Annotated in this window: 24 protein-coding genes; 12 read left to right on the top strand and 12 right to left on the bottom strand. The window is 57.8% G+C overall.

What is annotated here, in order from left to right; translation table 11 throughout:
• The first annotated feature begins 83 nt into the window (after positions 1–83).
• Positions 84–1,031 carry a ribose-phosphate diphosphokinase gene (prs, locus tag WFO70_RS03670; protein WP_003856663.1) on the top strand — a complete coding sequence of 316 codons (948 nt, stop codon included), beginning with the start codon at positions 84–86 and terminating at the stop codon, positions 1,029–1,031.
• Positions 1,032–1,151: 120 nt separating this feature from the next.
• On the top strand, positions 1,152–2,828 hold the full coding sequence (gene dauA, locus WFO70_RS03665) for a C4-dicarboxylic acid transporter DauA (RefSeq protein WP_337014707.1): 1,677 nt from the start codon (positions 1,152–1,154) through the stop codon (positions 2,826–2,828).
• On the opposite strand, the gene WFO70_RS03660 is transcribed toward dauA, so the two are convergent.
• Both WFO70_RS03660 and ychH read right to left on the bottom strand, forming a co-directional pair.
• Positions 2,814–3,857 carry a MerR family transcriptional regulator gene (locus tag WFO70_RS03660; RefSeq protein WP_337014706.1) on the bottom strand — a complete coding sequence of 348 codons (1,044 nt, stop codon included), beginning with the start codon at positions 3,855–3,857 and terminating at the stop codon, positions 2,814–2,816. The two genes, dauA and WFO70_RS03660, sit on opposite strands and share 15 nt — an antisense overlap.
• A 121-nt stretch (positions 3,858–3,978) precedes the next feature.
• A complete protein-coding gene (gene ychH, locus WFO70_RS03655; RefSeq protein WP_337014705.1) occupies positions 3,979–4,254 on the bottom strand; it encodes a stress-induced protein YchH in 276 nt (91 codons plus the stop codon).
• A gap of 274 nt (positions 4,255–4,528) precedes the next feature.
• Here ychH and pth point away from each other — a divergent pair, with 274 nt between their 5' ends.
• Together pth and ychF are read left to right on the top strand one after the other, a co-directional pair.
• Positions 4,529–5,113: an aminoacyl-tRNA hydrolase gene (gene pth / locus WFO70_RS03650; RefSeq protein ID WP_333849247.1), complete on the top strand. Its 585-nt coding sequence runs from the start codon at positions 4,529–4,531 to the stop codon at positions 5,111–5,113.
• Positions 5,114–5,239: 126 nt separating this feature from the next.
• The gene (gene ychF / locus WFO70_RS03645; RefSeq protein WP_032611353.1) at positions 5,240–6,334 is read left to right on the top strand and encodes a redox-regulated ATPase YchF; all 1,095 of its coding nucleotides are present in this window, start codon (positions 5,240–5,242) and stop codon (positions 6,332–6,334) included.
• Positions 6,335–6,390: 56 nt separating this feature from the next.
• On the opposite strand, the gene WFO70_RS03640 is transcribed toward ychF, so the two are convergent.
• Both WFO70_RS03640 and WFO70_RS03635 read right to left on the bottom strand, forming a co-directional pair.
• On the bottom strand, positions 6,391–7,191 hold the full coding sequence (locus WFO70_RS03640; RefSeq protein WP_337014704.1) for a phosphate/phosphite/phosphonate ABC transporter substrate-binding protein: 801 nt from the start codon (positions 7,189–7,191) through the stop codon (positions 6,391–6,393).
• On the bottom strand, positions 7,184–8,143 hold the full coding sequence (locus WFO70_RS03635) for a fatty acid desaturase (protein ID WP_337016589.1): 960 nt from the start codon (positions 8,141–8,143) through the stop codon (positions 7,184–7,186). Before WFO70_RS03635 ends, WFO70_RS03640 begins: the two co-directional genes overlap by 8 nt.
• 165 nt (positions 8,144–8,308) lie before the next feature.
• Between WFO70_RS03635 and WFO70_RS03630 the strand changes: the two genes are divergently transcribed.
• Both WFO70_RS03630 and gap read left to right on the top strand, forming a co-directional pair.
• Complete coding sequence (locus WFO70_RS03630; protein WP_337014703.1) at positions 8,309–9,280, top strand: GlxA family transcriptional regulator; 972 nt, start codon at positions 8,309–8,311, stop codon at positions 9,278–9,280.
• A gap of 78 nt (positions 9,281–9,358) precedes the next feature.
• Positions 9,359–10,369: a type I glyceraldehyde-3-phosphate dehydrogenase gene (gene gap / locus WFO70_RS03625; protein WP_337014702.1), complete on the top strand. Its 1,011-nt coding sequence runs from the start codon at positions 9,359–9,361 to the stop codon at positions 10,367–10,369.
• Positions 10,370–10,437: 68 nt separating this feature from the next.
• Here the strand turns inward: gap and WFO70_RS03620 are convergent, their stop codons facing one another.
• Entirely contained in the window at positions 10,438–12,498 is a 2,061-nt protein-coding gene (locus tag WFO70_RS03620) for a beta-galactosidase (RefSeq protein WP_337014701.1), read from the bottom strand.
• Between the two features lie 11 nt (positions 12,499–12,509).
• Positions 12,510–13,742 (bottom strand): oligosaccharide MFS transporter, encoded by a 1,233-nt coding sequence (locus WFO70_RS03615; RefSeq protein WP_337014700.1) that lies wholly within the window; start codon positions 13,740–13,742, stop codon positions 12,510–12,512.
• A 318-nt stretch (positions 13,743–14,060) separates the two neighbouring features.
• Here WFO70_RS03615 and WFO70_RS03610 point away from each other — a divergent pair, with 318 nt between their 5' ends.
• Positions 14,061–15,074, top strand: coding sequence for a LacI family DNA-binding transcriptional regulator (locus tag WFO70_RS03610; RefSeq protein ID WP_337014699.1), 1,014 nt, complete (start codon positions 14,061–14,063; stop codon positions 15,072–15,074).
• Between the two features lie 35 nt (positions 15,075–15,109).
• Here the strand turns inward: WFO70_RS03610 and ftrA are convergent, their stop codons facing one another.
• Positions 15,110–16,072, bottom strand: coding sequence for a transcriptional regulator FtrA (ftrA, locus tag WFO70_RS03605; protein WP_337014698.1), 963 nt, complete (start codon positions 16,070–16,072; stop codon positions 15,110–15,112).
• 109 nt (positions 16,073–16,181) lie between these two features.
• Here ftrA and WFO70_RS03600 point away from each other — a divergent pair, with 109 nt between their 5' ends.
• Positions 16,182–16,577 (top strand): rhodanese-like domain-containing protein, encoded by a 396-nt coding sequence (locus WFO70_RS03600; RefSeq protein WP_337014697.1) that lies wholly within the window; start codon positions 16,182–16,184, stop codon positions 16,575–16,577.
• 45 nt (positions 16,578–16,622) lie between these two features.
• Here the strand turns inward: WFO70_RS03600 and WFO70_RS03595 are convergent, their stop codons facing one another.
• The gene (locus WFO70_RS03595) at positions 16,623–18,008 is read right to left on the bottom strand and encodes a purine-cytosine permease family protein (protein ID WP_337016587.1); all 1,386 of its coding nucleotides are present in this window, start codon (positions 18,006–18,008) and stop codon (positions 16,623–16,625) included.
• 267 nt (positions 18,009–18,275) lie between these two features.
• Between WFO70_RS03595 and WFO70_RS03590 the strand changes: the two genes are divergently transcribed.
• From WFO70_RS03590 to WFO70_RS03575, 4 genes are all read left to right on the top strand, one after another.
• On the top strand, positions 18,276–18,848 hold the full coding sequence (locus tag WFO70_RS03590; RefSeq protein WP_337014696.1) for a HutD/Ves family protein: 573 nt from the start codon (positions 18,276–18,278) through the stop codon (positions 18,846–18,848).
• Positions 18,841–21,114 carry an FdhF/YdeP family oxidoreductase gene (locus WFO70_RS03585; protein ID WP_337014695.1) on the top strand — a complete coding sequence of 758 codons (2,274 nt, stop codon included), beginning with the start codon at positions 18,841–18,843 and terminating at the stop codon, positions 21,112–21,114. Before WFO70_RS03590 ends, WFO70_RS03585 begins: the two co-directional genes overlap by 8 nt.
• A gap of 94 nt (positions 21,115–21,208) precedes the next feature.
• Entirely contained in the window at positions 21,209–21,616 is a 408-nt protein-coding gene (locus WFO70_RS03580) for an MbcA/ParS/Xre antitoxin family protein (RefSeq protein WP_337014694.1), read from the top strand.
• Complete coding sequence (locus tag WFO70_RS03575) at positions 21,613–22,302, top strand: RES family NAD+ phosphorylase (protein ID WP_337014693.1); 690 nt, start codon at positions 21,613–21,615, stop codon at positions 22,300–22,302. Before WFO70_RS03580 ends, WFO70_RS03575 begins: the two co-directional genes overlap by 4 nt.
• Positions 22,303–22,311: 9 nt before the next feature.
• On the opposite strand, the gene WFO70_RS03570 is transcribed toward WFO70_RS03575, so the two are convergent.
• From WFO70_RS03570 to WFO70_RS03555, 4 genes are all read right to left on the bottom strand, one after another.
• Positions 22,312–22,713, bottom strand: coding sequence for a YybH family protein (locus WFO70_RS03570; RefSeq protein ID WP_337014692.1), 402 nt, complete (start codon positions 22,711–22,713; stop codon positions 22,312–22,314).
• A gap of 79 nt (positions 22,714–22,792) precedes the next feature.
• Positions 22,793–23,116, bottom strand: coding sequence for an AzlD domain-containing protein (locus WFO70_RS03565; protein WP_337014691.1), 324 nt, complete (start codon positions 23,114–23,116; stop codon positions 22,793–22,795).
• A gap of 1 nt (position 23,117) precedes the next feature.
• Positions 23,118–23,852 (bottom strand): AzlC family ABC transporter permease, encoded by a 735-nt coding sequence (locus tag WFO70_RS03560; protein ID WP_337014690.1) that lies wholly within the window; start codon positions 23,850–23,852, stop codon positions 23,118–23,120.
• Positions 23,853–24,019: 167 nt separating this feature from the next.
• Positions 24,020–25,087 (bottom strand): FUSC family protein, encoded by a 1,068-nt coding sequence (locus tag WFO70_RS03555; protein ID WP_337014689.1) that lies wholly within the window; start codon positions 25,085–25,087, stop codon positions 24,020–24,022.
• Positions 25,088–25,199 lie beyond the last annotated feature (112 nt).

Raw genomic sequence — 25,199 nt, 5'->3', positions numbered from 1 at the left:
TACACCGCCTGGATAGCATTCGCCTGGCCCGCACAGTTTACGGCGAACTATCCACCACTGGACGCATGCCTGAGGTTCTTCTCGTGCCTGATATGAAGCTTTTTGCTGGTAACGCCACCCCGGAACTAGCACAACGTATTGCCAACCGCCTGTACACTTCTCTTGGCGACGCCGCCGTAGGTCGCTTTAGCGATGGCGAAGTCAGCGTACAAATTAACGAAAATGTACGCGGTGGTGATATTTTCATCATCCAGTCCACCTGTGCTCCAACTAACGACAACCTGATGGAACTGGTTGTTATGGTCGATGCCCTGCGCCGTGCTTCCGCTGGCCGTATCACTGCTGTTATTCCTTACTTTGGTTATGCCCGTCAGGACCGTCGCGTCCGTTCCGCACGTGTGCCAATTACCGCTAAAGTTGTCGCTGACTTCCTCTCCAGTGTTGGCGTTGACCGCGTTCTGACGGTTGACCTGCATGCCGAGCAGATCCAGGGCTTCTTTGACGTTCCGGTTGATAACGTATTCGGCAGCCCAATCCTGCTGGAAGACATGCTGCAGCTGAACCTGGACAACCCGATTGTAGTTTCTCCGGACATCGGCGGCGTGGTTCGCGCACGCGCTATCGCCAAACTGCTTAACGATACCGACATGGCGATCATCGACAAACGTCGTCCACGCGCTAACGTTTCTCAGGTGATGCATATCATCGGTGACGTTGCTGGCCGTGACTGCGTGCTGGTTGACGACATGATCGACACCGGCGGCACTCTGTGCAAAGCCGCCGAAGCGCTGAAAGAGCGTGGTGCAAAACGCGTATTCGCTTACGCCACCCACCCGATCTTCTCCGGCAATGCAGTGAACAACCTGCGCAACTCCGTCATTGATGAAGTTGTGGTGTGTGACACCATCCCACTGAGCGACGAAATCAAAGCGCTGCCAAACGTGCGTACTTTGACCCTCTCCGGGATGCTGGCCGAAGCGATTCGTCGTATCAGCAACGAAGAATCCATCTCTGCAATGTTCGAACACTAATCGGACGCAGTCTGAAAACCCGCTACGGCGGGTTTTTTTGTCTGTGAAATGTATTTGTATGATTAATGCCTCCTTCACCTGCCATTGATATGACAGATGATGCGCACATGGATGATGATTGTGAAAAACGCTTCCTCTCATGTTCTGCCCTTCCGCGCCCTCATCGACGCCTGCTGGAAAGAGAAATATACCCTGTCACGCTTTACCCGTGACCTGATCGCCGGGATCACCGTTGGCATCATTGCCATTCCGCTGGCGATGGCGCTGGCGATTGGCAGCGGCGTGGCACCGCAGTACGGCCTGTACACCGCCGCCGTCGCCGGGATTGTGATTGCCCTGACCGGCGGATCGCGCTTTAGCGTCTCCGGGCCGACCGCGGCCTTTGTGGTGATCCTCTATCCGGTTTCCCAGCAGTTCGGCCTCGCCGGATTGCTGGTGGCGACCCTGATGTCAGGGGTATTTTTGATTTTGTTCGGTCTGGCGCGCTTTGGCAGGCTGATTGAGTACATCCCGCTCTCCGTGACGCTGGGCTTTACCTCGGGGATCGGTATCACCATCGGGACGATGCAGATTAAGGATTTCCTCGGCCTGCAGATGACCCATGTGCCGGAGCACTACCTGCAAAAAGTGGGGGCGCTGGTGATGGCGCTGCCGACGGCAAACCTGGGCGATGCGGCAATCGGCGTGGTGACGCTGGGCACGCTGATCCTCTGGCCGCGTCTGGGCATTCGCCTGCCGGGGCATCTGCCCGCCCTGCTGCTGGGCTGTGCGGTAATGGGCGTGGTGAACCTGCTGGGCGGCCACGTCGCCACTATCGGCTCCCAGTTCCACTATGTGCTGGCGGATGGCTCCCAGGGGAACGGTATCCCGCAGCTTCTGCCCCAATTGGTGCTGCCCTGGAATCTGCCCGGCTCCAGTTTCACTTTAAGCTGGGATTCCCTGCGCGCGCTGCTGCCAGCAGCCTTTTCGATGGCGATGCTGGGGGCGATTGAGTCCCTGCTCTGCGCGGTGGTGCTGGACGGTATGACCGGCACCAAACACAAAGCCAACAGCGAGCTGGTCGGCCAGGGGCTGGGGAATATCATCGCCCCGTTCTTCGGCGGCATTACCGCCACCGCGGCCATTGCCCGCTCGGCGGCGAACGTTCGCGCCGGGGCGACCTCGCCCGTTTCAGCGGTCATTCACTCGGTGCTGGTGATCCTCGCCCTGCTGGTGCTGGCTCCCCTGCTCTCGTGGCTGCCGCTGTCGGCTATGGCCGCTCTGCTGCTGATGGTGGCATGGAACATGAGCGAGGCGCATAAAGTGGTCAACCTGCTGCGTCGCGCGCCGAAAGACGACATCATCGTGATGCTGATCTGCATGTCGCTGACCGTGCTGTTTGACATGGTGATTGCCATCAGCGTCGGGATTGTGCTGGCCTCGCTGCTGTTTATGCGCCGCATTGCCCGCATGACGCGTCTGGCGACGGTCAACGTCGCGGTGCCGGACGATGTGCTGGTGCTGCGGGTGATCGGCCCGCTGTTCTTTGCCGCCGCCGAAGGGCTGTTCAGCGAGCTGGAGTCGCGTATTGCGGGTAAACGGATCGTGGTACTGAAGTGGGACGCGGTCCCGGTGCTGGACGCGGGCGGGCTGGACGCCTTCCAGCGCTTTGTACAACGTCTGCCGGAAGGCTGTGAACTGCGGGTGAGCAATCTCGAGTTCCAGCCCCTGCGCACCATGGCGCGCGCAGGGGTGCAACCTATTCCTGGTCGTCTGGCGTTCTATCCAAACCGCGAGGCAGCATTAGCGGATCTGTGACATCCGCCGCTGCATCATGATACCAATCGCCTGCTGGAGCCACCCGAGCGCAGCAGGCGTCATCCAGGTTCCCTTCATCAGATGCGGCTCCTGCTGCATCGCCTGACGGAATTTTTGCTGCGTCGCCGGGCTGGTTCCGGCGTAAGACTGGAACAGCGCCAGCCAGTTTTCGGCCAGCTGTTGTGCGGCATCGCAGGCAGGATCCAGCCCCTGTGACAGGGCCTGATGCAGCTTCGCCACCAGCGGCGGCCACTCCATCATGCGATCAAAATAGTGCGCCCGGGTAAAGGCCATCTCCTCCGGCGAGAGGTACTTTTCCCAGATGATAAGCTTCGATTCGGCAAACGCCCGGGTGATGTAATCCGTCATCTCCGCCGTGATGCCCGTTTGTTCGCGCATCTGCGGCTCAACGCTGTGCATCTCGTTGAGTCGGGTGAGAAACTCCGGTTTGCCCGCCGTGTCCTGCTCGAGACGCACCATCCAGCGCGTGGCCAAATCCAGTGCCCGGGGATCGGAGACCGCAACGTTGTTCTCCAGCAGGGATTTCGCCTCCTTAACCAGAGCGTCCCAGATATCGGCCAGCGCCTCTTTATCCGTCGCAAAGGACAACTGCTGTAACTCTTCTTTGCTAAACCAGCGATCGTACATATTCATTAACTCCAGAGTCTGTAGCCAGGATTCCAGATCCAGATCCTCATGGGCATCGAGCCCGGCGCGTAAATCCACCAGCCGGTCGCGCAGCGTGGTGATGCTGCGCACCTGCTTATCCAGCAGACGGATTTGCGCCCCGATCAGTTCCGATAACGACAGTGAATCTTTTTCCAGAAAATCCCTGATTTCAGCAAGTTCCAGCCCTGCCTTTGCCAGCGCCTGTATCATATGAAGACGCTGTACATCGGCCAGATTGTAAAGCCGGTACCCTGCCGCGCTTCTGGCAGAAGGCAGCAACAATCCTGTTTGCTCATAATGGTGCAAGGTGCGCACGGTGATCCCGGCGCGTTTCGCCAGTTCCCCGACCTGAATTAACATAACGGCTCCTTCTTATGCCAGTGGCGTCACTCTGGAGCCTTACGTTACGTGAGGGTCAATACGCGATGCAAAAAAAAACGACTCCAGAGGGAGCCGTTTCGGTGTTCTTTGGGTCAGCGCATTAACTGTGTTTATGCTGATCGCGACGACAGCGCTTATCGTAGTGGCGTACCCACCAGTATCTGTCGCAAACCTGCTCATGACCGCTGACGCGGGCACCCGCCAGCCACAATACGGCCCCCAGGAAGATGCTCAGGATCGCACCATGTGCGAAGTATTGCGGCAGGTCAAGCTGCGGCAGCTGGTTTAAAATGGAGTAACCGACGCCAACAACCATGACCACCAATCCCAACCCCATTAGCACGTTACCGAGTAACGAAGCGTTTCTGCGTTTCATGTGTCACCTCCGGAGCTTTGGGTTGCAGGGAAATAATCTCCCTAATCCTTGTGTGTAAAGTATAGACACCACCCCTTTTAGTGATTGCGTGAGGGATCACATTTACGCACATCGGGGCAACAAAACTTTACAAATAAGCCTTTGAGTAGCATGAAATTCTAATGGTTCAGGCACGGTATTATTCAGATTCAACGCGACGGCGCGCAGAATTTTGTCAAGCGACGCGGCAGACAGTACACTACGCGCCAGACTTAGCACTTTCAGGAACAAAAACGTGACGATTAAACTGATTGTCGGCCTGGCCAACCCTGGCGCGGAATATGCGGCGACCCGCCACAATGCGGGTGCCTGGTATGTTGATCTGCTGGCCGAGCGGTTGCGCGCGCCCCTGCGCGAGGAACCGAAGTTCTTCGGCTATACCTCCCGCGTGAACCTGGCCGGAGCCGATGTGCGTCTGCTGGTGCCGACCACGTTTATGAACTTAAGCGGCAAAGCCGTTGCTGCCCTGGCGACCTTCTACCGGATCAACCCGGACGAGATCCTGGTCGCCCACGACGAACTGGATCTGCCGCCGGGCGTGGCAAAATTCAAACTCGGCGGCGGTCACGGCGGGCATAACGGTTTAAAAGACATCATCAGCAAGCTGGGCAATAACCCCAATTTTCACCGTTTGCGCGTCGGTATTGGTCATCCGGGCGATAAAAACAAAGTTGTCGGCTTTGTGCTGGGTAAGCCGCCGGTTTCGGAACAGAAACTGATCGACGAAGCGGTAGACGAAGCGGTGCGTTGCACTGAAATCTGGCTGCAGGATGGCTTAACCAAAGCCACCAACCGTCTGCACGCTTTCAAAGCGCAATAACCGGCGCGTCACGCCTTTTTTGCCCCGCAGGCTGCGGGTTACGTGTATAATAGGCGAAGTTATTTACTTTTCTTCGACTCGTTAATGTTAACGTGTTGAATATCAAGACATTAAGGTGATTCAGAAATGGGATTCAAATGCGGTATCGTTGGTCTGCCTAACGTTGGCAAATCCACCCTGTTTAACGCGCTGACTAAAGCGGGCATCGAAGCGGCTAACTTCCCGTTCTGCACCATCGAGCCAAACACCGGTGTCGTGCCAATGCCCGATCCGCGTCTGGACCAGCTGGCGGAGATCGTTAAGCCGCAGCGTATTCTGCCCACCACCATGGAGTTCGTGGACATCGCCGGTCTGGTAAAAGGCGCGTCCAAAGGTGAAGGCCTGGGCAACCAGTTCCTGACCAACATCCGTGAAACCGAAGCCATCGGCCACGTTGTTCGTTGCTTTGAAAACGACAACATCATCCACGTGAACAACAAAGTGGATCCGGCTGACGATATCGAAGTGATCAACACCGAGCTGGCGCTGTCTGACCTCGACACCTGCGAGCGCGCTCTGCACCGCGTGCAGAAGAAAGCCAAAGGCGGCGACAAAGACGCGAAAGCGGAACAGGCTGCGCTGGAAAAATGTCTGCCACAGCTGGAAAACGCCGGCATGCTGCGCGCCCTGAAAAACCTGACCGAAGAAGACAAAGCGGCGATCAAATACCTGAGCTTCCTGACCCTGAAGCCAACCATGTATATCGCTAACGTCAACGAAGACGGTTTTGAAAACAACCCGTACCTCGACAAAGTGCGTGAGATCGCAGCTGCCGAAGGTTCTGTGGTGGTAGCGGTTTGTGCCGCGGTGGAATCTGATATCGCCGAGCTGGACGATGCCGACCGTGAAGAGTTCATGGCCGAGCTGGGTCTGGAAGAGCCAGGTCTGAACCGCGTGATCCGCGCCGGTTACGAACTGCTGAACCTGCAGACCTACTTCACCGCGGGCGTGAAAGAAGTGCGTGCATGGACCATCCCTGTTGGCGCGACTGCTCCACAGGCCGCAGGCAAGATCCACACCGACTTCGAGAAAGGCTTTATCCGTGCGCAGACGATCGCCTTTGAAGACTTCATCACCTACAAGGGTGAGCAAGGCGCGAAAGAAGCGGGCAAGATGCGTGCTGAAGGGAAAGACTACATCGTTAAAGATGGCGATGTGATGAACTTCCTGTTTAACGTCTAATCGCTGCCAGACAGACAAAAAATCCACGCCCCGGCGTGGATTTTTTTATATCGCGCTCAAAGCTGATGCAAACCCGCCTCTGCGGCCTGCCGACGCCAGTCCAGCAATACCTCCCATAACTGGCGTGTCGCTTCGCTAAAGCCACCAATAAACAGGGCCGAACAGATCTCCCGATAGTGCGGCGCGCTCACCAGGTCCGTAAGCGCGGCGCGTATGGCCCGTAGGGTATCCGATGAGGTACTGGCAGCGGTTATCAAAGGCAGACCCGGTGCCAGCGGGCTGCGGCCAATAACCGCCAGCCCGGCCTGCAGCTCAGGTTCATGGCGCTGCAACAGGGCCCAGGTCACGCAGTCGATGGCGGCGATATCGCCCTCACCGCGCCGGAGCGCGATCAGCGACTGGCGATGGCTGCCGCTAAAGGTTACGCCGGAGAAAAAACGGCCCTGCTCTGCCAGCGGAGCCACCATCTTCAGCAGTACGTTGTACCCTGACTGCGAATCAGGAGCGTTGCACACCACCCGCTGGCCGCGAAAATCGGCCAGCGTTTTAGCGCTATCCTGTGCCCGTGCCACCAGCAGGCTGCGATAAAACTCTCCCTCGCAGCCTGGCGCAGTGTAGTGAAAACAGCCCACAACCTGCACCTCCGGCAACGCAGTCACCAGCGGAAAGCCGCAGGTCTGACTCAGCACCAGGCCGGGATTTCGCCAGTGCGCCAGCAGCTCGTCCCCGGGAAACGAGGGTGCCTGTTCGGTTACCGCCACGCCGTGGGCTATCAGCAGCTGTTGCACCGCCCGGTAGAGGGCCTCTGTGTCCGCGTGGTTAATGTCATACATGGGAAACGCCAGCGTCTCACTCATGGCCTTCACCTCCTTCAATGCCGGGATGGACCGTGACATCCACCGGTGTCCGCCAGAAATGGCGCAACCACTGGCCGTAGCCCTGGACCACAAAATCCTGGTTTCGCTGCTGATACGCCTCACGATGTTGCCGATAGATGGCTTTCAGTCCGTACCAGGGCACGCCGGGCAGATCGTGATGTACTGAATGGTAGTTGAGATTTAAAAACAGCAGCTGCCAGAACGCCCCGGCCTCGTTAATGACCGAACGCGCGAGGGGATCGTCCGCCGCCCGGTGCTCGAGAAAAGAACGCACTTTGGTCAGGGCCAGCGCCGGGTAGCTTACCGCCAGCACAAACCAGAGCGGCGAGAATCCCTGATGCGCCATCCACCAGAAAAGCGCAGCAAGCAGTACCCCGTGCACCAGCCACATCGTCATCGCCGCATACTGCAGCTGGCGAAATGCCGACAGCGCGCTGCCGAGCGTCTGGCCAATATCCATCAGCGGCCCCAGCAGCAGCCGACCACCAAAGGTATTGCGGGCCTGGATCGCCCGCCTGTGCCAGGGTGAAATGCGCGCCCAGCTCGCCGGGGTAAAGTAATAGGATTCGGGATCATCCACCGGTACGGTCAGACTGTCTTGACGATGGTGCGCCAGATGGGAATCCCGATAGAGGCCATAGGGGTACCAGACCGCCAGCGGCAAGGTGCCAAACAGCTGGTTAAGCCAGGGAAAACGCGTGGGATGGCCGTGGATTAGCTCATGCTGGAGCGACATGTACCAGGTGCTAAAAAGGATCAGCAGCAGGGTCGCCGGCAGCAGACCGAGCGTCTGCCAGTACGCCAGCGTGGTAAACCAGCCGCCATAAATCGCCACCATCAGCAGCCAGGTCGGCATTTCGCTGCGCCACAGCAGGCTGGTGGAAAGGCGACGGATCTGCTCGCGCTGTTGTGAGTGTAAATAGAGGGCCATTCCTTCAGACGCCACCGTCATAGATAAGATGTTGTAACCCTCCGGCATCCCGCCTGAAATGACAACGAACTTAAATCGCATTGCTTTGCCACAAAACAGGCACGACAAGCCCAGGCCTGCACAACAGAGATTGACTTATTCTGTAATAAAGGTACTTTTCAGGACATGAAGAAGATCCTGATTATCGTACCCGACGGCGGCATGTTGTTTGAGGCCGCCGGTATCGCCGACATTCTGACCCAGGCCAACCTGCTGCGTCCGGAAGGCCCCTGCTATCGGATAATTATCGCCACAACCCAGCCCCATCAGGTGATCCACGGTCAGTCCGGCCTGAACCTGCTGGCCGACTATCGCCTGCCGGAGCTTGATCCGCGCGAGCCGCTCGACACCATCATCATTACCGGACGCGGGCTCAACGCGCAGGAGAGCACGGCGGTGGTCGACTGGCTGCATCTCGCTGCGCCACACGCGCGGCGTATTGCTTCGGTCTGCGGAGGCGCACTGCTTCTGGCGCAGGCCGGCGTGCTGGATGGCCGACGGGCAACCACCCACTGGCGTCTGCTGGAAACCCTGCAAAACAGCTGGCCGCAGGTAAAAGTGGAAAGCGGCCCGCTGTATATCCAGGACGGCCCGATCTGGACCTCCGGTGGCGTCAGCACCGGATTCGATCTGACGCTGGCGCTGGTTGAGGAGGACTACGGCTTTAGCCTCGCCCGGGACGTCGCGCAGGACATGGTGATGTATCTGCGCCGCCCCGGCGGACAGCTGCAGTTCAGCCGCTATCATCTGCCGCAGCCCGGTGCCTCTGGCCCGATTGCAGAGCTGCAGGGCTGGATCCTGCAAAACCTCACGGCGGATCTGTGCGTGGAAAAGCTGGCGGAAAAGGCCGCGATGAGTCCGCGTAATTTTACCCGGGTATTCACCCGCGACACCGGCGCATCCCCGGCCCGCTACGTCACCGAGGCGCGTCTGGCTGCGGCGCGACACCTGCTGGAGCAAACCAAAGAGCCGCTGGAGCGCATCGCAGAGCAGAGCGGGTTTGGCACCAGCATCAACCTGCGGCGGGTATTCGAAAAACAGCTCCACCTGACACCGGGCGAGTACCGCCAGCGTTTTCATAGCCGCAAAATGGCGTAATGTGATCCTTTTTTGTCATTTACGCCATTACACCTGCCGCCTACAGTAACTCCAGAGATCACAGAGAAGGAGTGAATCATGGTTAAGGTCGGTATTAACGGTTTCGGCAGGATCGGACGTAATTTCTTACGCGCTGCGCTGGGCAATCCGGATATTCATATTGCAGCGATTAACGATCTGACGGACAGCAAAACCCTCGCCCACTTGTTGAAATACGACTCCCTGCTCGGCACCCTGCCGGTAGCCGTCGAAGCCGGTGAAGGGGCGCTGCAGGTGGATGGTCAACGTATCACCGTCTTCAGCGAACGCGACCCGGCAAACATCCGCTGGGCTGAGGCAGGCGTAGAGGTAGTTATCGAGGCCACGGGCTTTTTCACCGAGCGCGAGAAGGCGGCGGTCCATATTCACAGCGGCGGTGCAAAGCGCGTCATCATCTCCGCACCGGGTAAAAACGACGATCTGACGGTAGTCATGGGAGTCAACGACACCCTGTACGATCCGGCGCAACATTACGTGGTCAGTAACGGGAGCTGCACCACTAACGGCCTGGCACCCGCAGCGCAGGTGCTGCACCAGCAGTTTGGCATTGAGCACGGGCTGATGAATACCACCCACGCCTACACCAACAGCCAGGCGCTGCACGACCAGCCGGAAAAAGATCTTCGCGGTGCCCGTGCGGCGGCGCTGTCGATTGTGCCCTACTCCAGCGGGGCGGCGAAGGCGCTGGGTAAAGTGATTCCGGAGCTTGATGGCCGACTGACGGGCTATTCGCTGCGCGTGCCGGTACCGGTCGTTTCCATCGTCGATCTGACCGTTACCCTGAGCCGGGACGTGACTGTCGACGAGGTTAACAATGCCTTTCGCAGCGCGGCGGCGAGCGGGCCACTGAAAGGGATCCTGGGCTACAGCGATGAGCCGTTGGTCTCCAGCGATTACCAGGGCGATCCGCGCTCCTCCATTATCGATGGGCTATCCACCCTGGTGATAGGCGGCAAGATGGTGAAGATCCTCGCGTGGTATGACAACGAATGGGGATTCTCGAATCGGCTGGTTGATCTGGCCCTGCTGATGGACCGCAAAGGCGTATAATTTGACGCACCTGCGCCCCACTAAAAATCCACGCCTAAGCGTGGATTTTTTTGTTACAGGGAAGCCGCTTATTTGTTTCCCGCCATAAACACCTCAACGCCAAACCCAGGCAGTGGATAGCGATGATCCCTGAGCACGTCGCCCTTAAGTAAGGGTGTCAGCTCCCGACTCTCTTCGCTCAAATCAAGCGTGACGGCCTGGTCGCTATAGTTCTGTACAAAAATATACGCCTGCCCTTCGCGGTATCTTGCTGTGGCGACCACCCCTTCCGGCAGCTGCATAGTGGTGGAGGCAGTAATACCGTACTCATGCGCAATCATCTGATAAAAATCTTGCAGGAAGTCGCTTCCGGTTCTGGCCGCGAGATAGTACGCCTGCCCTTTGCCATACAGGTTACGGGTGGCGGCTGGCCTGCCCGCATAAAAATCCTGTTGATATACGCCCAGCACGTCTGCCGTTTCCGCGTGAATGAGATCGCACAGTTCCCGACATTCATACGCCCGTCCCGTGCGGCTCCAGGTGGATGACGTGATAGCGATCTGATTCGTTTCGCCTTCGTACAGACCGTCGATCTCTTCCGACCAGATACCTAATACATCCCGTAAAGGACCGGGGAACCCGGTGGTGAAGCACAGGTCATCCGGGTTGACGATACCGGTCCAGTAGGTGGCGATAAATACCCCGCCCGCCGCCACAAACTGGCTCACACGTTCGGCGAAAGCCTCATTCACCATATAGAGCATCGGGGCGACGATCACCCGGTATGGGCTGAGATCGGACTGTTGGGAAACGATATCCACCGGGATACTCTGCTGCCAGAGCGCCTGATAGTGCTGCTGCACCGTCTCTTCAAACTTAATGCCACAGTTACGCGGCCCGGCGGCGTCGTTTACCGCCCAGCGGTTATCCCAGTCATAGACCATCGCCACTTCAGCCCGGTAATCCGCCCCTGCTGCAGGTGCCAGTTTTTCCAGCGCCGCCCCTACCTGCTTCACATCCTGCCCGACGCGGGTATTGAGATGGCCGACATGATCCACAACCGCGCCGTGTAATTTTTCGACCGAACCGCGGCTTTTTCGCCACTGGAAATATTGCACCGAGTCGGAACCGTGAGCCACCGCCTGCATCGCCGAGAGCAGGTGCATCCCGGGCCTTTTCAACTTGCTGACGGCCTGCCAGTTGGTAGTGCCGGGCGTGGACTCCATCAGCAGGAACGGCAGCCCGGGTTTAAGGCTTCGCATCAGGTCAAAGGTAAAGGCCGTGTAGCCTGCGGTTTCCTGCTGCTTTTGCGGCTTGTGCCACTCCGGATAACTGTCCCATGAGATGAAATCCACCTCCTGCGCAAGACGCCAGTAATCGTAATCGCTGAACGCCCCATGGAAGTTTGTGGTGGCGGGTAACGCAGGATTGAAGGGTTTGACCGCCTCAATCTCATGGCGACAAAATAGCGCCACCTGCTCACTCATAAAGCGCCGCCAGTCAATGTTCAGCCCGTGAACGGACTGCTCCCCCAGCGGCCCTGGGGAATGGATCTGGCTCCAGCTGGAATATTCGTGGCTCCAGAATGCACTCCACCAGCGCTGATTCAGGTTCTCTAACGTCTGATACTTCTTTTTCAGCCAGTCACGGAAGGCCTGCTGGCAGATCTCACAGTGGCAGTCGCCGCCATACTCATTGGAGATATGCCAGGCCAGTACCGCAGGATGATGCGCATAACGTTTCGCCAGCTGGGTGTTAATTTTACCGGTCAGGCGTAAATATTCGGGGGATGAAACACAGTGATTATGGCGTTCCCCGTGCAGGTTTTTCGTTAAATCGCTATTGGTCCGTAACACCTCAGGGTATTTTTCCGATACCCAGGCAGGTCTTGCCCCACTGGGTGTTGCCAGAAAGATATATATTCCGTTGGCATAAAGCGTATCCAGAACGCTATCCAGCCAGCCAAACTGGTATTCCCCTTCAGCAGGCTCAAGTTTAGACCAGCTAAATATCCCTACTGACATCACGTTGCATTTGGCTTCCTTCATCATCGCGATATCTTTCTCAAGAATATCGGGCTGACCGAGCCACTGATCCGGATTATAGTCCGCACCGTGCAGAAAATTGAGTTGCGTAAATAACCTGCCCATCACCACCTCCCTTATGCTAAAGACTCTCTCTCTGGAGAAAGCGCAATAACCTTGTCTTTTTTATTCCGCAGAGAAAATACGGAGAACAGCGTAAAGAGTCCTGAGACAACGCCAAGAATGATATAGGTATTGGCAAAGCCAATAGTGTCATATAAATGCCCGACCACCGGGGAGTAGACCGTTGTCGCAATAGAAGCCGCAAACAGCACCAGTAAATAGATGGTGGACGACAGCTTATGGTCAAAATTCTGCGCGATAAATTTGAAGACGGAGATCAGGATTAAGGGTTTCTCAATGGCGTGCATCATTTTGACTGCGGCGATCCAGACCGGACCCAGTGGAATTGCAGATCCCAGAATACGCACCGACATAATGGTCCCGGCAATTACCAGCGCCCACTTCGCGCCGACGCGGTTCACAAACCATGGCATCAGCCCAAGGAATAAGGTTTCGCCACACACCTGAATTGATGCCAGGGTGCCATACCATTTATTGCCCTCGTCAACGGTGGGGAACTGTAGAGAGAAATACTGCGCAAACTGTTGGTCGTAGGTGTCATAAATTTGCGTAACGAACAGCGTAAAAATAATCAGCATCCAGAACTGCTTGTCTTTCATCAATTCAAGAACATGACCCGCTTTTAATGACGAGGTCATTTTTTCTTCTTCCAGCGTGACCGTAATTTTGGTCAGCATAAAGCAGCCAGCCGCTAAGACGATGGCAATACTGGCCAGCCAGAACGAGAGATCAGGATTGTCGTTAATATTTCGCCCGACAATATAGGCCGCGGCGGCCCAACCCAGGGAGCCCCACATTCTCACCCGTCCATATTCGAAGGAATAACGGCGGGATATTTTATCGATATAGGAGTCGATAACGCCGCACCCGGAGTTAAAAATCACCCCCAGATAGATGCCGCCCAGAATTGCCCCCAGCCAGAATGAGCTCACCAGCAAGGGAGCATAGACATAAATAAAGAAGGGTCCGACCGGCAGCAGCAGCGCAATAATTAAAAAGATGAGCGATTTTTTGGTGCCAAATTTATCAGAGATATAACCAAAGAACGGCTGCATGGTCAGCGCAATAAAGGCATTTATCGCATATAACCACCCCGTCTGGGTGGCGCTGATGCCTAAATGCTGGGTCGTCCAGATAACAAAAAAGGCCATCGTTGACGACCAGGCAAACAGGTAGAGAAAATCGAAAATGCTTAAAAGGATGTAGTTCCTTTTACCGGTAACCATATTTTCTTCCTCAACAAGGAACAGGATCGGTGCTTCGCTGAAGGCTCAGCGAGTGGCGTTGTTTTAGTTCATCTCAATACAGTTATGCAGGACGCAGGGTTGTCGCCCTTAAAATGTATGACGTTCACATCAATGCGTTACATACAATACCTGACAAAAGACGCGAACAACTCTCCTTGCTGAAAACTGCAATCAACATCACAGAACGCAATTTTTAAAGCGGGAAAAGGTGATCAATGTCGCCAAATTACGCCATGTGAACGTATGACATTTTGATATACTGTTCGCTCACAGGGTGGTTATGAGAAAGGATTGAGGGTGAACAAAAACAGAAATGCGACGCTGGAAGATGTCGCTCGCCAGGCGGGGGTTTCTTATCAGACCGTCTCCCGGGTTCTTAATAAATCGGTGAACGTGGCTGAGAAAACGCGTATCCGGGTTGAACAGGCGATTGAAGATCTGCGCTACGTTCCAAATCGCCTGGCGCAACAGCTGGTGGGGAAACGCACCCAGACGCTGGGGTTAGTGACCACCTCCCTTGCGCTGCATGCGCCATCGCAAATCGCCGCATCCGTGAAAAAGCACGCCCGTGAGGCGGGCTACCAGGTTCTGATTTCGATGATTGATGACGCTGACCCCACGGCCATTCAGCAATCCATTAACGACTTCAAATCGCAGTTTATCGAAAAAATTCTGATTAACGTTCCGCTGGAGACCCCGCCCGCCCGGGAGCTGGCTGAGCATAATTGCGATGTTACCTGCCTGTTTCTCGATGTGGCACCGGACAGCGGGGTGTTTCATGTCATCTTTGATCCCGCCAACGGCACTCAGGAGAGCGTTAAACGCCTATGCGAACTGGGACACAGCAACATTGCGCTGATGCCTGGCCCGCAGAATTCTGTTTCGGCTACATTGCGTCTGGAAAACTGGTTGAGCAGCCTGGCAACTTTCGGCATAACGCCTGCGGCCGTTATTTTCGGTACCTGGGATGCCCAAAGCGGTTACGACGGTGCACGCGAGCTCCTCGACGATAAAACGGCATTTAGCGCCCTGCTGGTGGGGAACGACCAGATGGCGCTGGGCGCGCTAAGCGCGTTGAATAAGGCGGGCATCGCGGTCCCCCGGCAGGTTTCCGTCATTGGCTACGATGACAGTTATGAAAGCGCGTTTTTTATTCCTGCGCTCACCACGGTGCGGCTTGATTTAGATGCCCAGGGTCAGGAAGCGGTGGCGAGAGTGCTCGCGGCAACCCCGGATAGCACTCCCGACAGCTGCGTTATGCCTGCGGAGTTTATTTTACGTGATTCGGTGACGGTGAATGGAAAGGGATAAAACAGCCGCGCCTGCGGCTGCCCTGTCTCAATGGTTCACCGCGCGGGTTCAGCAAACCCTCTCCGGTACGCTGCAGGCGTCGTCGCCAGCTGATTTCTGAAGTGATGGCGCATGGTCGCCACGCTGCCAAACCCCACCTGCTCAGCAATCCGCTCTATCGACAGCTGGCTGTTCTCCAGCAGATCCTGGCTGCGGCTCAGGCGGGCGTTCAACAGCCACTGGGCAGGGGTTTTACCGGTGGTCGCCGCAAAACGGCGCAAAAAGGTACGTGGACTCATGCCAACAAATTTCGCCAGCGACTCGACGCTGTGCGGAGTTGCAAGGTTTTCAAGCAGATAATCAAAGAGCGCGCCAAGCCGGTGGCCTTCATAGGCAACGGGTACCGCCTGCTGAATAAACTGGGCCTGGCCGCCATCGCGATGCGGCGACACCACCAGCCGACGCGCCACCTGGTTTGCCGCCACGCTGCCATAATCCCGACGCACCAGATGCAGACACAGGTCGATACCCGCCGCGCTCCCGGCGGAGGTCAGCACATCCCCGTTATCGATATACAGCACGTCAGGTGTCACCTGAATGGCGGGATAACGCTGTCGCAGCAGGTCAGTGTAGCGCCAGTGGGTAGTGGCCTGACGGTTGTCGAGTAACCCTGCGGCGGCAAGCACAAAGACCCCAGAGCAGATGGACAGGATCCGCGCCCCACGCTGATGGGCCGCAACAAGCTGCTGGCACAGCGCGGCGGGCACCGGGACATCCGCGCCCCGCCAGCCGGGAACGATTATGGTTCCGGCCTGATCCAGCAGTTCCAGCCCGCCGTCGACCATCAGCCGGATGCCCCCCGTGGCGCGCAACTCTCCCGGCTCGACACCCGCCACCGCGAAGCGATACCAGTTATCCCCCATTTCAGGGCGGGCCAGGCCAAAGATTTCTACCGCAATGCCGAATTCAAACGTACATAAGCCGTCATAGGCCAGCGCCACCACCAGAGGATTATTCATCACCGCTCTCAGAGGATTTTTGTCATGATCTCGATGGTATATGGCATTTCTGCCAGCTGTCAAAACCGCGTTGCCGCCGTAGAGTAAAACCTCAATCGAGGAGGAAATTATGAGCTATGTGACTGATTACCCGGCGGCGACAGCAGAGATTGCAGCGAACCATTTTTTACAACGCCTGAGCGTGGAGACCGACTGCGCCGATGTCTGGAGCGCCTTCCAGGAGGGGGACAGGGATTTTGTGCTGCTGCACGTGGTGGGCAGCCCGGAAACCTTCGCCCGCCGCCATATCCCCGGAGCCCTGCATCTGCCCCATCGGGAGATCACCGCCCAGCGGATGGCAGAGTGGCCAGCCGATACCCTGTTTGTGGTCTACTGCGCCGGGCCGCACTGCAACGGCGCCGATCGGGCAGCGCTGAAGCTGGCGCAGCTGGGTCGCCCGGTGAAAATCATGATTGGTGGCATGACCGGATGGGCCGACGAAGGTTTTGCGTTTAACGATCGGTAAAACAACCGCGACCCCGTATAACCTGTGGGGTCGCGGGCACTCCCCTTACCTGCCCGTCGCCGGATAGATCGTCTGTGCCGGCAGCACCCGACGGTCAAAACGCCGGAACGCATAGTACAGCGCCGCCGTGCAGAACCAGCCGATGATCCACGACACGTCGTTGTCGGCAAAAATCCACGTCAGGGAACCGTGATAGAGCGGGTTCTCAATAAACGGCAGCTGGATCAGCACCCCGATGGCATAGACGGTGATACCAAACATATTCCAGTAACCGTAGCGTGCCCGCGGGTCGAACAGCGCCGGAATATCCACCGCTTTACGGGAGATAATAAAGTAGTCGGTCAGGCTGATGGCGCTCCAGGGCACGAAGAACGCCAGCAGGAACAGCAGGAAATGGGTGAAGTGTTTCAGGAATGCCGGTTCGCTGAGCAGCGCAATCACGCAGGAGATAGTCACCATCAGCACCACAAAGATCACCCGGCTTCTCTGGCTCAGGGTGGTCTGGTTGCGGAAACCCGACACGATGGTGGTCAGCGACATAAAGCTGCCGTAGGCGTTGAGGGTGGTGAAAGTGATTTTGCCGAAGCAGATCGCAAAATAGATCACCATCGCCATGGCTTCGCTTTTACCCAGCCCGACGATATAGCTCACCTCATGCCCTTTGAAGGCGCTGCCGGCAATCGCGGCGGTGATCACCCCGAGGGTCATCGAGGCCTGGGTGCCCAGCACCGTGCCGCTGAAGACCGAGAAGAAGGTTTTCACCCCGGAGACGTCGCACGGCAGATAGCGTGAGTAGTCCGACACGTAGGGGCAAAAGGCGATCTGCCAGGAGGAAGAGAGCGACACCGCCAGCAGGAACATCGGCATTGAGAAGTGGTTATTCTGCGCAATTGCGCCGAGGTCGCTGGACATCAGCAGGGCGATAAACAGATAGATAAACGCCAGCACCCCCACCACGCTCGCCACCTTGCCGAGCTTGTGGATCACGCGATAGCCCAGCACCGCAATCACGATAATGATCGCGCTGAACAGGATCATCCCCGCCACGTTGGACACCGACAGCAGTTTCGCCATCGCCTGTCCGGCCAGCACCGTGCCGCTGGCGGAGAAACCGACGTACATCACGCACACCAGCACCAGCGGGATCACCGCGCCGAGCACGCCAAACTGGGCGCGGCTGATGATCATCTGCGGCAGACCCAGACGCGGCCCCTGCAGGGCATGGAACGACATCACCGTCGCCCCGAGTATCTGCCCCACCAGCAGGCCAATAATCGACCACACCACATCGCCGCCCAGCACCACTGCCAGCGCCCCGGTCACAATGGCGGTGATCTGCAGGTTGCCGCCAAACCACAGTGTAAACTGACTGAAAGGGTGGCCGTGGCGTTCATTATCCGGGATGTAATCGATGGAGCGGGTTTCCGACAACCGCGTCCCGTTTTTCTTTGACTGCGCTTCTGAAGACGAAAAAGACGACATAGTTTCCTCTCTGAATGGATGATTAATGGCCGTCAGACACCCTGCCTGCGTCAGGAAATGCCACCTGACAGCTCATGTATATACAACCATTGACATCTGCCGACACGGATCTGATGATGGATTTGTGAACTGAACTGTGAATAATTTGTAATTATTTTGAAAAGCATCTGTAGCACAGATGAATCCTTAACCCCCCACAATCAGGGTCAAACGGATATGATTACCCCCTTTACGCTTGCTTCCCTGCCGGTCACTCCGTGGAAAAACGGGGCGGGCGAAACCCGGGAGATCCTCCGCATCCCCTCGGCGGATGCCCCCTTTCTGTGGCGAGCCAGCATCGCCACGCTCGGCCAGGATGGCCCCTTCTCCCTCTTCCCCGGCGTTGACCGGGTGATTATGTTGCTCGCCGGGTCCGGGCTGTGGCTGCGCGGCGAGGATCTGCTCCACCGCCTTGAGCCCGGCGTGCCCTGGGCTTTTCCGGGGGAGTGGCCGCTTGCCAGCGAGGGGAGCACCGGGCCGGGCATGGACTTTAACGTGATGACCCAGCGCAGCCGGGCCAGCGCGCAGGTGAGTATTGCCAGCAGTACTCTGCGGCCCGGCGCGGAAGGCATCGCGTATGTGCTTAATGGCCACTGGCGGTTAGCCGGAAAAAACTATTCACCCGCCAGCGGGATCTGGTGGCAGGGGGAGACGCCGGGCGAGCTTGTGCCACACTCTGAGCAGGCGTCGCTGCTGCTGGCGGAGATCCACCGCCATGACGAGATACCACACAGGAGTTCAGATGAGTAACAACAGAAGAGCGGTTCCGGGGATCCACCATTACGCCGGGCCGGCAGGCGGCTGGGGAGCCTTAAAAGCCACGGCGATTGCCGTGCGCACGCAGATGGACGCATTTGACGCCCCTGCCACCCTGCTGCGTACCAATCAGCCGGACGGCTTTGACTGTCCCGGCTGCGCCTGGCCGGACAAAGAGCACAAATCCACCTTCCAGTTTTGCGAGAACGGTGCCAAAGCGGTGACCTGGGAGGCGACCACGAAGCGCGTCACCCCGGCATTTTTCGCGGAGCACAGCGTCAGTACCCTGTGGGCGAAGAGCGATTTTGAGCTGGAGGGCTATGGCCGTCTGACCCATCCCATGAAGTACGATCCGCAGAGCGACACCTTCCGCCCGGTGGAGTGGGATGAGGCTTTTGCCCAAATCGGGGAGGTACTGCGCGGCCTGGCACCGAATCAGGTGGAGTTCTACACATCCGGGCGCGCCTCGAACGAAGCCGCATTCCTGTATCAGCTGTTTGCCCGTGAACTGGGCACCAATAACTTCCCTGACTGCTCCAACATGTGCCATCAGGCCACCAGCGTCGGTCTGCCCCGCTCCATCGGCATTGGTAAAGGCACCGTCTCGCTGGAGGATTTTGACCACACCGAACTGGTGATCTCTATCGGCCACAACCCGGGCACCAACCACCCGCGGATGATGGGCACCCTGCACGAACTTGCCCGCCGCGGCGTACCGATTATCGTCTTTAATCCGCTGCGTGAAACCGCCCTGGAGCGCTTTGCCGACCCGCAAAACGTCCGAGAGATGGCGACATACAGCGCCACCGACATCGCCTCTACTTATTACCAGGTGAAAGCCGGGGGCGATGCCGCCGCGTTAAAAGGGATCGCGAAGCATCTGCTGGTGCTGGACGCGCTGGATCACGACTTTATCGCCAGCCAGACCCAGGGGTTCGCGGCGTTTGCCGCCGATATCGCCGCCACCTCCTGGGAAGACATTGAACGCGAGTCCGGACTCACCCGCGCCGATCTGGAGAAGGTGGCGCAGATCTACGCCAAATCGAGCGCCACCATCATCACCTACGGGATGGGGATCACCCAGCACAACAAGGGCACCGCCAACGTACGCCTGATTGCTGACCTGCTGCTGCTGCGCGGCAATATCGGCAAGCCCGGGGCGGGCATCTGCCCGCTGCGCGGCCACTCCAACGTGCAGGGCAACCGCACGGTGGGGATCACCGAAAAACCGACCGCCGCCTTCCTCGACCGGCTGGGCTCGGTGTTTGGCTTTACCCCGCCCGCTGCACCTGGTCACGACGCGGTGCAGGCCGCTCAGGCGATGATCGACGGCGAGGCCAAAGCGCTGCTCTGTCTCGGGGGCAATTTTGCCGTGGCGATGCCCGATCACGATAAAGCCTTCCCGGCCCTGAAGACGCTGGATCTCAGCGTGCATATCGCCACCAAGCTCAACCGCACTCACCTGCTGGTGGGCAAAGAGACCTGGCTGCTGCCCTGCCTCGGCCGCACCGAGCTGGACATGCAGCGCGGCGGCCAGCAGTCGATCACCGTCGAAGATTCCATGTCGATGGTGCACGCCTCAAGCGGGAAGCTGAAACCGGCCTCGCCGTGGCTGCGCTCAGAGCCAGCGATTGTCGCCGGGATTGCCCACGCCACCCTGACCAACAGCAACACCGACTGGCTGGCGCTGGTTGACGATTACGACCGCATCCGGGAACGCATCGAACAGACCCTACCCGGCTTTGAGAACTTCAACGCCCGCATCCGGGTGCCCGGCGGGTTCCGCATGCCGCTGCCGCCGACCGAGCGGGTCTGGCCGACCGCCAGCGGTAAGGCGATGTTCTCTCTGTTTGACGGCGTCGCGGAGAACAGCCCGGGGGAAGGTGAAAACGTCCTGCGCCTGGTCACCCTGCGCAGCCACGACCAGTACAACACCACCATCTACGCCCTCGATGACCGCTATCGCGGTGTATTTGGCCGTCGCGACGTGCTGTTTATGAACGAAGAGGACATGCAGCAATTGGGGCTGGAGCATGGCGATCGGGTGGACATCACCACCGCCCTGCCCGACAGCCAGCAGCGCCTCGACGACATCACCCTGGTGGCCTACTGCATTGCGCCGGGCACGGTGGCCGCCTACTACCCGGAGGCTAACGTGCTGGTGCCGCTGAATTATCTTGATAAGGAGAGCGGCACGCCGTCGTATAAATCGGTGCCCGTACGCATCACCCTGCGTTCAAAAGAGATCCGCATGGTATAGCGCGGCAGTGTGAAGCTGTCTTCGCATAGACAAATTACCTTATTTGGTTCATGCTAAGACAATAGTAGTCACGCAGAGCCGAGGGAGTAATCACATGACGAAGCACCTGAACCTTGACGCTGAAGCCCGGGGCGATCGCGATCTGATCGCCATCAGAGCCGCCATGAACATTCTGGATAAATGGGGCTGCTCGACGGAGCAACAGCAGAACATTCTGCAACTCTCCAGAGCAGCGCTGTACAAATACCGCCAGAAAGAGACGAAGACGGCCTCGCTGACCCACGATCAGCTAACCCGCATCAGCTACCTGCTGAATATGCACTCAGCACTGCGGATCGTCTTCAGCAATCCGGAGAACGTCTACGGGTTTATGTCCATGGCAAACCACAATGCTTACTTCAATGGGGCCACGCCGTTATCCCTGATTGAGGATGGCGAGTTTGGCAATCTGCATGAAGTCGCCAAGCGGGTGGACGTGCTGCGCGGAGGCCTGTCCGGATGATCTATCCCGGGATCCCCAGAACGGCACTGACGCCCGTCACCGGCTACCGCCTGCTGCATACCAAGTACCCTGCCATTTACGTGTTCGAGGACGTTGCCACCCCGGAGGAGTTTGACGTTCTCTATGACATTCAGAAATTAACCAACCCGCGCCTGACGCAGGAAGTGGGTAATCTGGACCTGTTGCCCCGCAAAGAGTGGGTGCTGGGGATCCGCGGCGCGCATTATGCGATGGCGGCTTTCACCCATATCAACCCCGACGGCAGCCGCTTTTCGAATGGCGATTTTGGCGTCTATTACCTTGGCGACAGCCGGGAAACGGCGCTGGCGGAAGTGGTCTACCACTGCCAGCGCTACTGGCGGAACGTGCCTGAACTGAAGTTCGAACGATTCGAGTACCGCTGTCTGGAGACGGAGCTGAGCGGCTCGTCATTTGCCGATATCACCGGCCTGCCGGATACGCACCCCTGGTACCATCCGACGGACTACAGTGAACCGCAACGGCTGGGCGCGAGCCTGCGCGTGGCGGGTGAGACCGGAGTGACTTACCGCTCGGTTCGCCACCAGGAGGGCATCTGCTGGGCGCTGTTAACCCCGAAAACCATCACCAGCATTATTCAGACCTCCCTGCACCAGATCATCTGGGACAAAGGCATTGTCAGCATCGGCCTGGTGACCCCCACCTGAGCACGACCTTCAGGTATTTTCACCATCTAACAGCGAAGTGCCGTAAGAGTTGTCGATAGTGCAGAGCCAACGGTCGTTTTCCTGGCGGAAAACATAGGTTGCCCGACGCGTTAACTCAGCGGTTCCACCCTGTTCGTCCGGATAAAAAAGCTGGGTTTCCATGATCACCAGCGCATCTCCGCCGCCTTCGATAATCTGCATTTCGCCCTGCTTCACGATCAGTCGATCCTGAAAATAGTCAGAGATGGAGATAAACGCGCTGCGGATATTGTTTTTGCCTCTGACAATCGTCCCGGGCTTGACCACCAGCACGGCGTCTTCAGCGTAATACTCCATCAGCGAGTCAAAATCTTTGGCGGAGATCGCCCGGTCACAGGCCTTAATGATCTGGTGCAGCGGATGGTCGTTCATGCGTATTTCTCCTGATGAGTGACTGAATTTGTAGGCCAGGCAAGCGCAGCGCCCCCGGCATGCCTTTGCTCTATGAAGATTAGTGCACCAAAAAATACCCCGCCGCGCAGAACGCTACTACTCCGGCAATCACCGTCGCAAATAGCCCGCGGGTCAGGATCCCCACCAGCGTGGCAACCCCTGCCGCCAGCAGCGAGATGCTGATCCCGGAGTCGGTCATCGCGGGCTTACTCAGCAGTTCGGCGGCGACCAGGGCGGCCATGATGGCGGTGGGGATAAAGCTCAGCCACTGCAGCAGCACCTCCGGCAGACGAAAGCGGGACAGCAGCAGCACCGGCACGGTACGCATCAGGGCGGTGACAAGCGCCGAGGCAAGAATGGTCAGCAGAATATGTCGTTCCATCTTATTGTCCTTTCCGGGTGCGTAACAGCAGCGTTGCCAGGGTGGCGGCAAGGGAAGCGGCCACAATCACCACCAGGCTGAGCGAGCCACTCCCGGCCATCAGCAGGGTGATCCCCACCGCGACGGCAATATTGACGGTTTCCAGCACCTTTTTGCGGCTGGCGAACCACATCATCAGGATCAGGCCGATAAACATCGACACCAGACTGAAGCCTAAACCTTCCATCAGCGATGCGGGCAGCGTGGTCGCCAGCCAGGCCCCGGTGACGCAGGCGATGATCCAGTTCAGCCAGGCGGTCACGTTCAGACCCAGCATCCAGGCATAGCTGATTTTGCCCTGCGGGCTGGCGCGCTGAACCGCCACGCCGAAGGTTTCGTCCGTCAGCAGCAGCCCGCTGACCACTTTTTGCAGCGTGGTGTAGTCGCGAAAAAATACACTCATGGATGAGCTCATCAGCAGGTAACGCAGATTAACCAGCAGCACGCTGAGCACCACGGACGCCATCTCTGCCCCTGCCGCCCACAGGGAGTAAAACAGAAACTGCGCCGACCCGGCGTAGAGGGCGCTGGCCAGCAGGGCTATCTGTCCGGGGGTAAAACCCGAGAGCGTACCAATCGCGCCAGCGGCAAAGCCAATGCTCCAGTAACCCGCAATGGTCGGAATACAGGCAGCAATACCGGCCCGAAATTCGCCCGTCGCGGACGCGGGGTGCCCGGTATTTATCTTCGTCAACATCGTTTCTTCCCTTAAATGTCTTAGTCCGATAATCATCTTAATAATCAATAACGATAGCTACAGTAAAATCCTGCTCAGCCGTGAAATTTACTCAGGTTGCGGGGGGAGTCAGGGAGCGTTGTAGGCCGGGCCAGCGAAGCGCCCCCGGCACTGCCCGTGCCACAGCATCAAAAACTCAGTTTTAACCAGCGAAATACCGTCATAACCATACCGATGATCATAATGGCGATCAGTATGCTGACACAGCGCATAACCGCCTGAGTTGGCGCGGTCAGCCATAACGTCTCCTGGATAAAAACGATAATCCAGGCCACGGTAAACTGCCGACCAAAATAGCTGATGGCCGGTTTTCGCTGTTGCAGATGACACCCCAGCCATAACCCCGCGACCAGCGCGGCAAGATAAACCGGGGGATAATGGTGCAGGACAGGTAACAGGATCAAACTCAGCAGCGTGGCGGCCAGGCAGCCGTACAAACGTTGCTGCATTCGCTGGCCGATCTGCGGCTGTGCGGGCTGAGCGGAGGCCGGAAGGATAAAAACCGCCAGTACAGTCATCATCGCCTGCCAGAACCCCGTCAGCTGGAAAGCGAGCAATACCGGCGTCACCAGTAACAGCGTGATCCCGGCCTGTAAAGGTAACAGCGGTCGTCGGGGTGGCTCAGGATGACCATTCTGATGCAGCGTATCAACCTGTCTGCGCCTGTTAAACGGATAAAAGCATACAGTCACCGCAATACAGACCGCGCAACCCAGGACCACCTCCTCGATGCGCTCAAAGGTAAACCGCAGCAGATGGCGCAACGCGCTGTTCTTCTGCGCTTCAGCCATGACCATCATGGATGTGACCGCCCCCAGCACCCAGGAGTAGGACCAGCGGGAGACGTCTGCCCGCCATACCGCTACTCCCCCGACAATCGTGCAGAACAGAACCAGAAACGCCGCATCCTGGATGAGATATGTAGAGAGCAAGAGCGCCAGCACGCCGCCGAGCACCGTGCCTGTCACCCGGTTGAACGCCCGAACCGTCGAGGCCTTTACTGAGGTATTCATGACTGCATAGCTACTCAGTGCTGCCCAGCCCGGGTAATCAAATCCCGCCAGATCCGATAAAATTACCGACACCAGCACGGCAGCGATAACCTGGATTGCGAAGAGTTCTTTCAGGGTGGCGGCAGCCAGACGACTCAGCCAATGTTTGCGTTGAGCGGTCGGTGAAGGAAAGCTGGTGTTCACGATCTACCCCTTTTTTTATCTGGCTACTGGGGAGTGTAGTAATACGCACAGGGCAAGCCAATCACCCGGTATGACCTTTCTGGAAGCCGCCTCGCAAAGCCTCAAGTAACCT

The organism is Leclercia sp. AS011 (genome assembly GCF_037152535.1).
In the GTDB taxonomy this organism is placed as follows: Bacteria; Pseudomonadota; Gammaproteobacteria; order Enterobacterales; family Enterobacteriaceae; genus Enterobacter.
The sequence above is the reverse complement of the archived record's forward strand: the minus strand, read 5'-3'. Positions and strand labels throughout refer to the sequence as shown.

Coding starts and splice junctions, on each gene's coding strand:
- WFO70_RS03660 (WP_337014706.1), bottom strand. CDS start 3,857: ATGTTAATTCAGGTCGGGGAACTGGCGAAACGCGCCGGGATCACCGTG.
- ychH (WP_337014705.1), bottom strand. CDS start 4,254: ATGAAACGCAGAAACGCTTCGTTACTCGGTAACGTGCTAATGGGGTTG.
- ychF (WP_032611353.1), top strand. CDS start 5,240: ATGGGATTCAAATGCGGTATCGTTGGTCTGCCTAACGTTGGCAAATCC.
- WFO70_RS03640 (WP_337014704.1), bottom strand. CDS start 7,191: ATGAGTGAGACGCTGGCGTTTCCCATGTATGACATTAACCACGCGGAC.
- WFO70_RS03635 (WP_337016589.1), bottom strand. CDS start 8,143: ATGGCCCTCTATTTACACTCACAACAGCGCGAGCAGATCCGTCGCCTT.
- WFO70_RS03630 (WP_337014703.1), top strand. CDS start 8,309: ATGAAGAAGATCCTGATTATCGTACCCGACGGCGGCATGTTGTTTGAG.
- gap (WP_337014702.1), top strand. CDS start 9,359: ATGGTTAAGGTCGGTATTAACGGTTTCGGCAGGATCGGACGTAATTTC.
- WFO70_RS03620 (WP_337014701.1), bottom strand. CDS start 12,498: ATGGGCAGGTTATTTACGCAACTCAATTTTCTGCACGGTGCGGACTAT.
- WFO70_RS03615 (WP_337014700.1), bottom strand. CDS start 13,742: ATGGTTACCGGTAAAAGGAACTACATCCTTTTAAGCATTTTCGATTTT.
- ftrA (WP_337014698.1), bottom strand. CDS start 16,072: ATGAATAATCCTCTGGTGGTGGCGCTGGCCTATGACGGCTTATGTACG.
- WFO70_RS03600 (WP_337014697.1), top strand. CDS start 16,182: ATGAGCTATGTGACTGATTACCCGGCGGCGACAGCAGAGATTGCAGCG.
- WFO70_RS03590 (WP_337014696.1), top strand. CDS start 18,276: ATGATTACCCCCTTTACGCTTGCTTCCCTGCCGGTCACTCCGTGGAAA.
- WFO70_RS03585 (WP_337014695.1), top strand. CDS start 18,841: ATGAGTAACAACAGAAGAGCGGTTCCGGGGATCCACCATTACGCCGGG.
- WFO70_RS03580 (WP_337014694.1), top strand. CDS start 21,209: ATGACGAAGCACCTGAACCTTGACGCTGAAGCCCGGGGCGATCGCGAT.
- WFO70_RS03575 (WP_337014693.1), top strand. CDS start 21,613: ATGATCTATCCCGGGATCCCCAGAACGGCACTGACGCCCGTCACCGGC.
- WFO70_RS03570 (WP_337014692.1), bottom strand. CDS start 22,713: ATGAACGACCATCCGCTGCACCAGATCATTAAGGCCTGTGACCGGGCG.
- WFO70_RS03565 (WP_337014691.1), bottom strand. CDS start 23,116: ATGGAACGACATATTCTGCTGACCATTCTTGCCTCGGCGCTTGTCACC.
- WFO70_RS03560 (WP_337014690.1), bottom strand. CDS start 23,852: ATGTTGACGAAGATAAATACCGGGCACCCCGCGTCCGCGACGGGCGAA.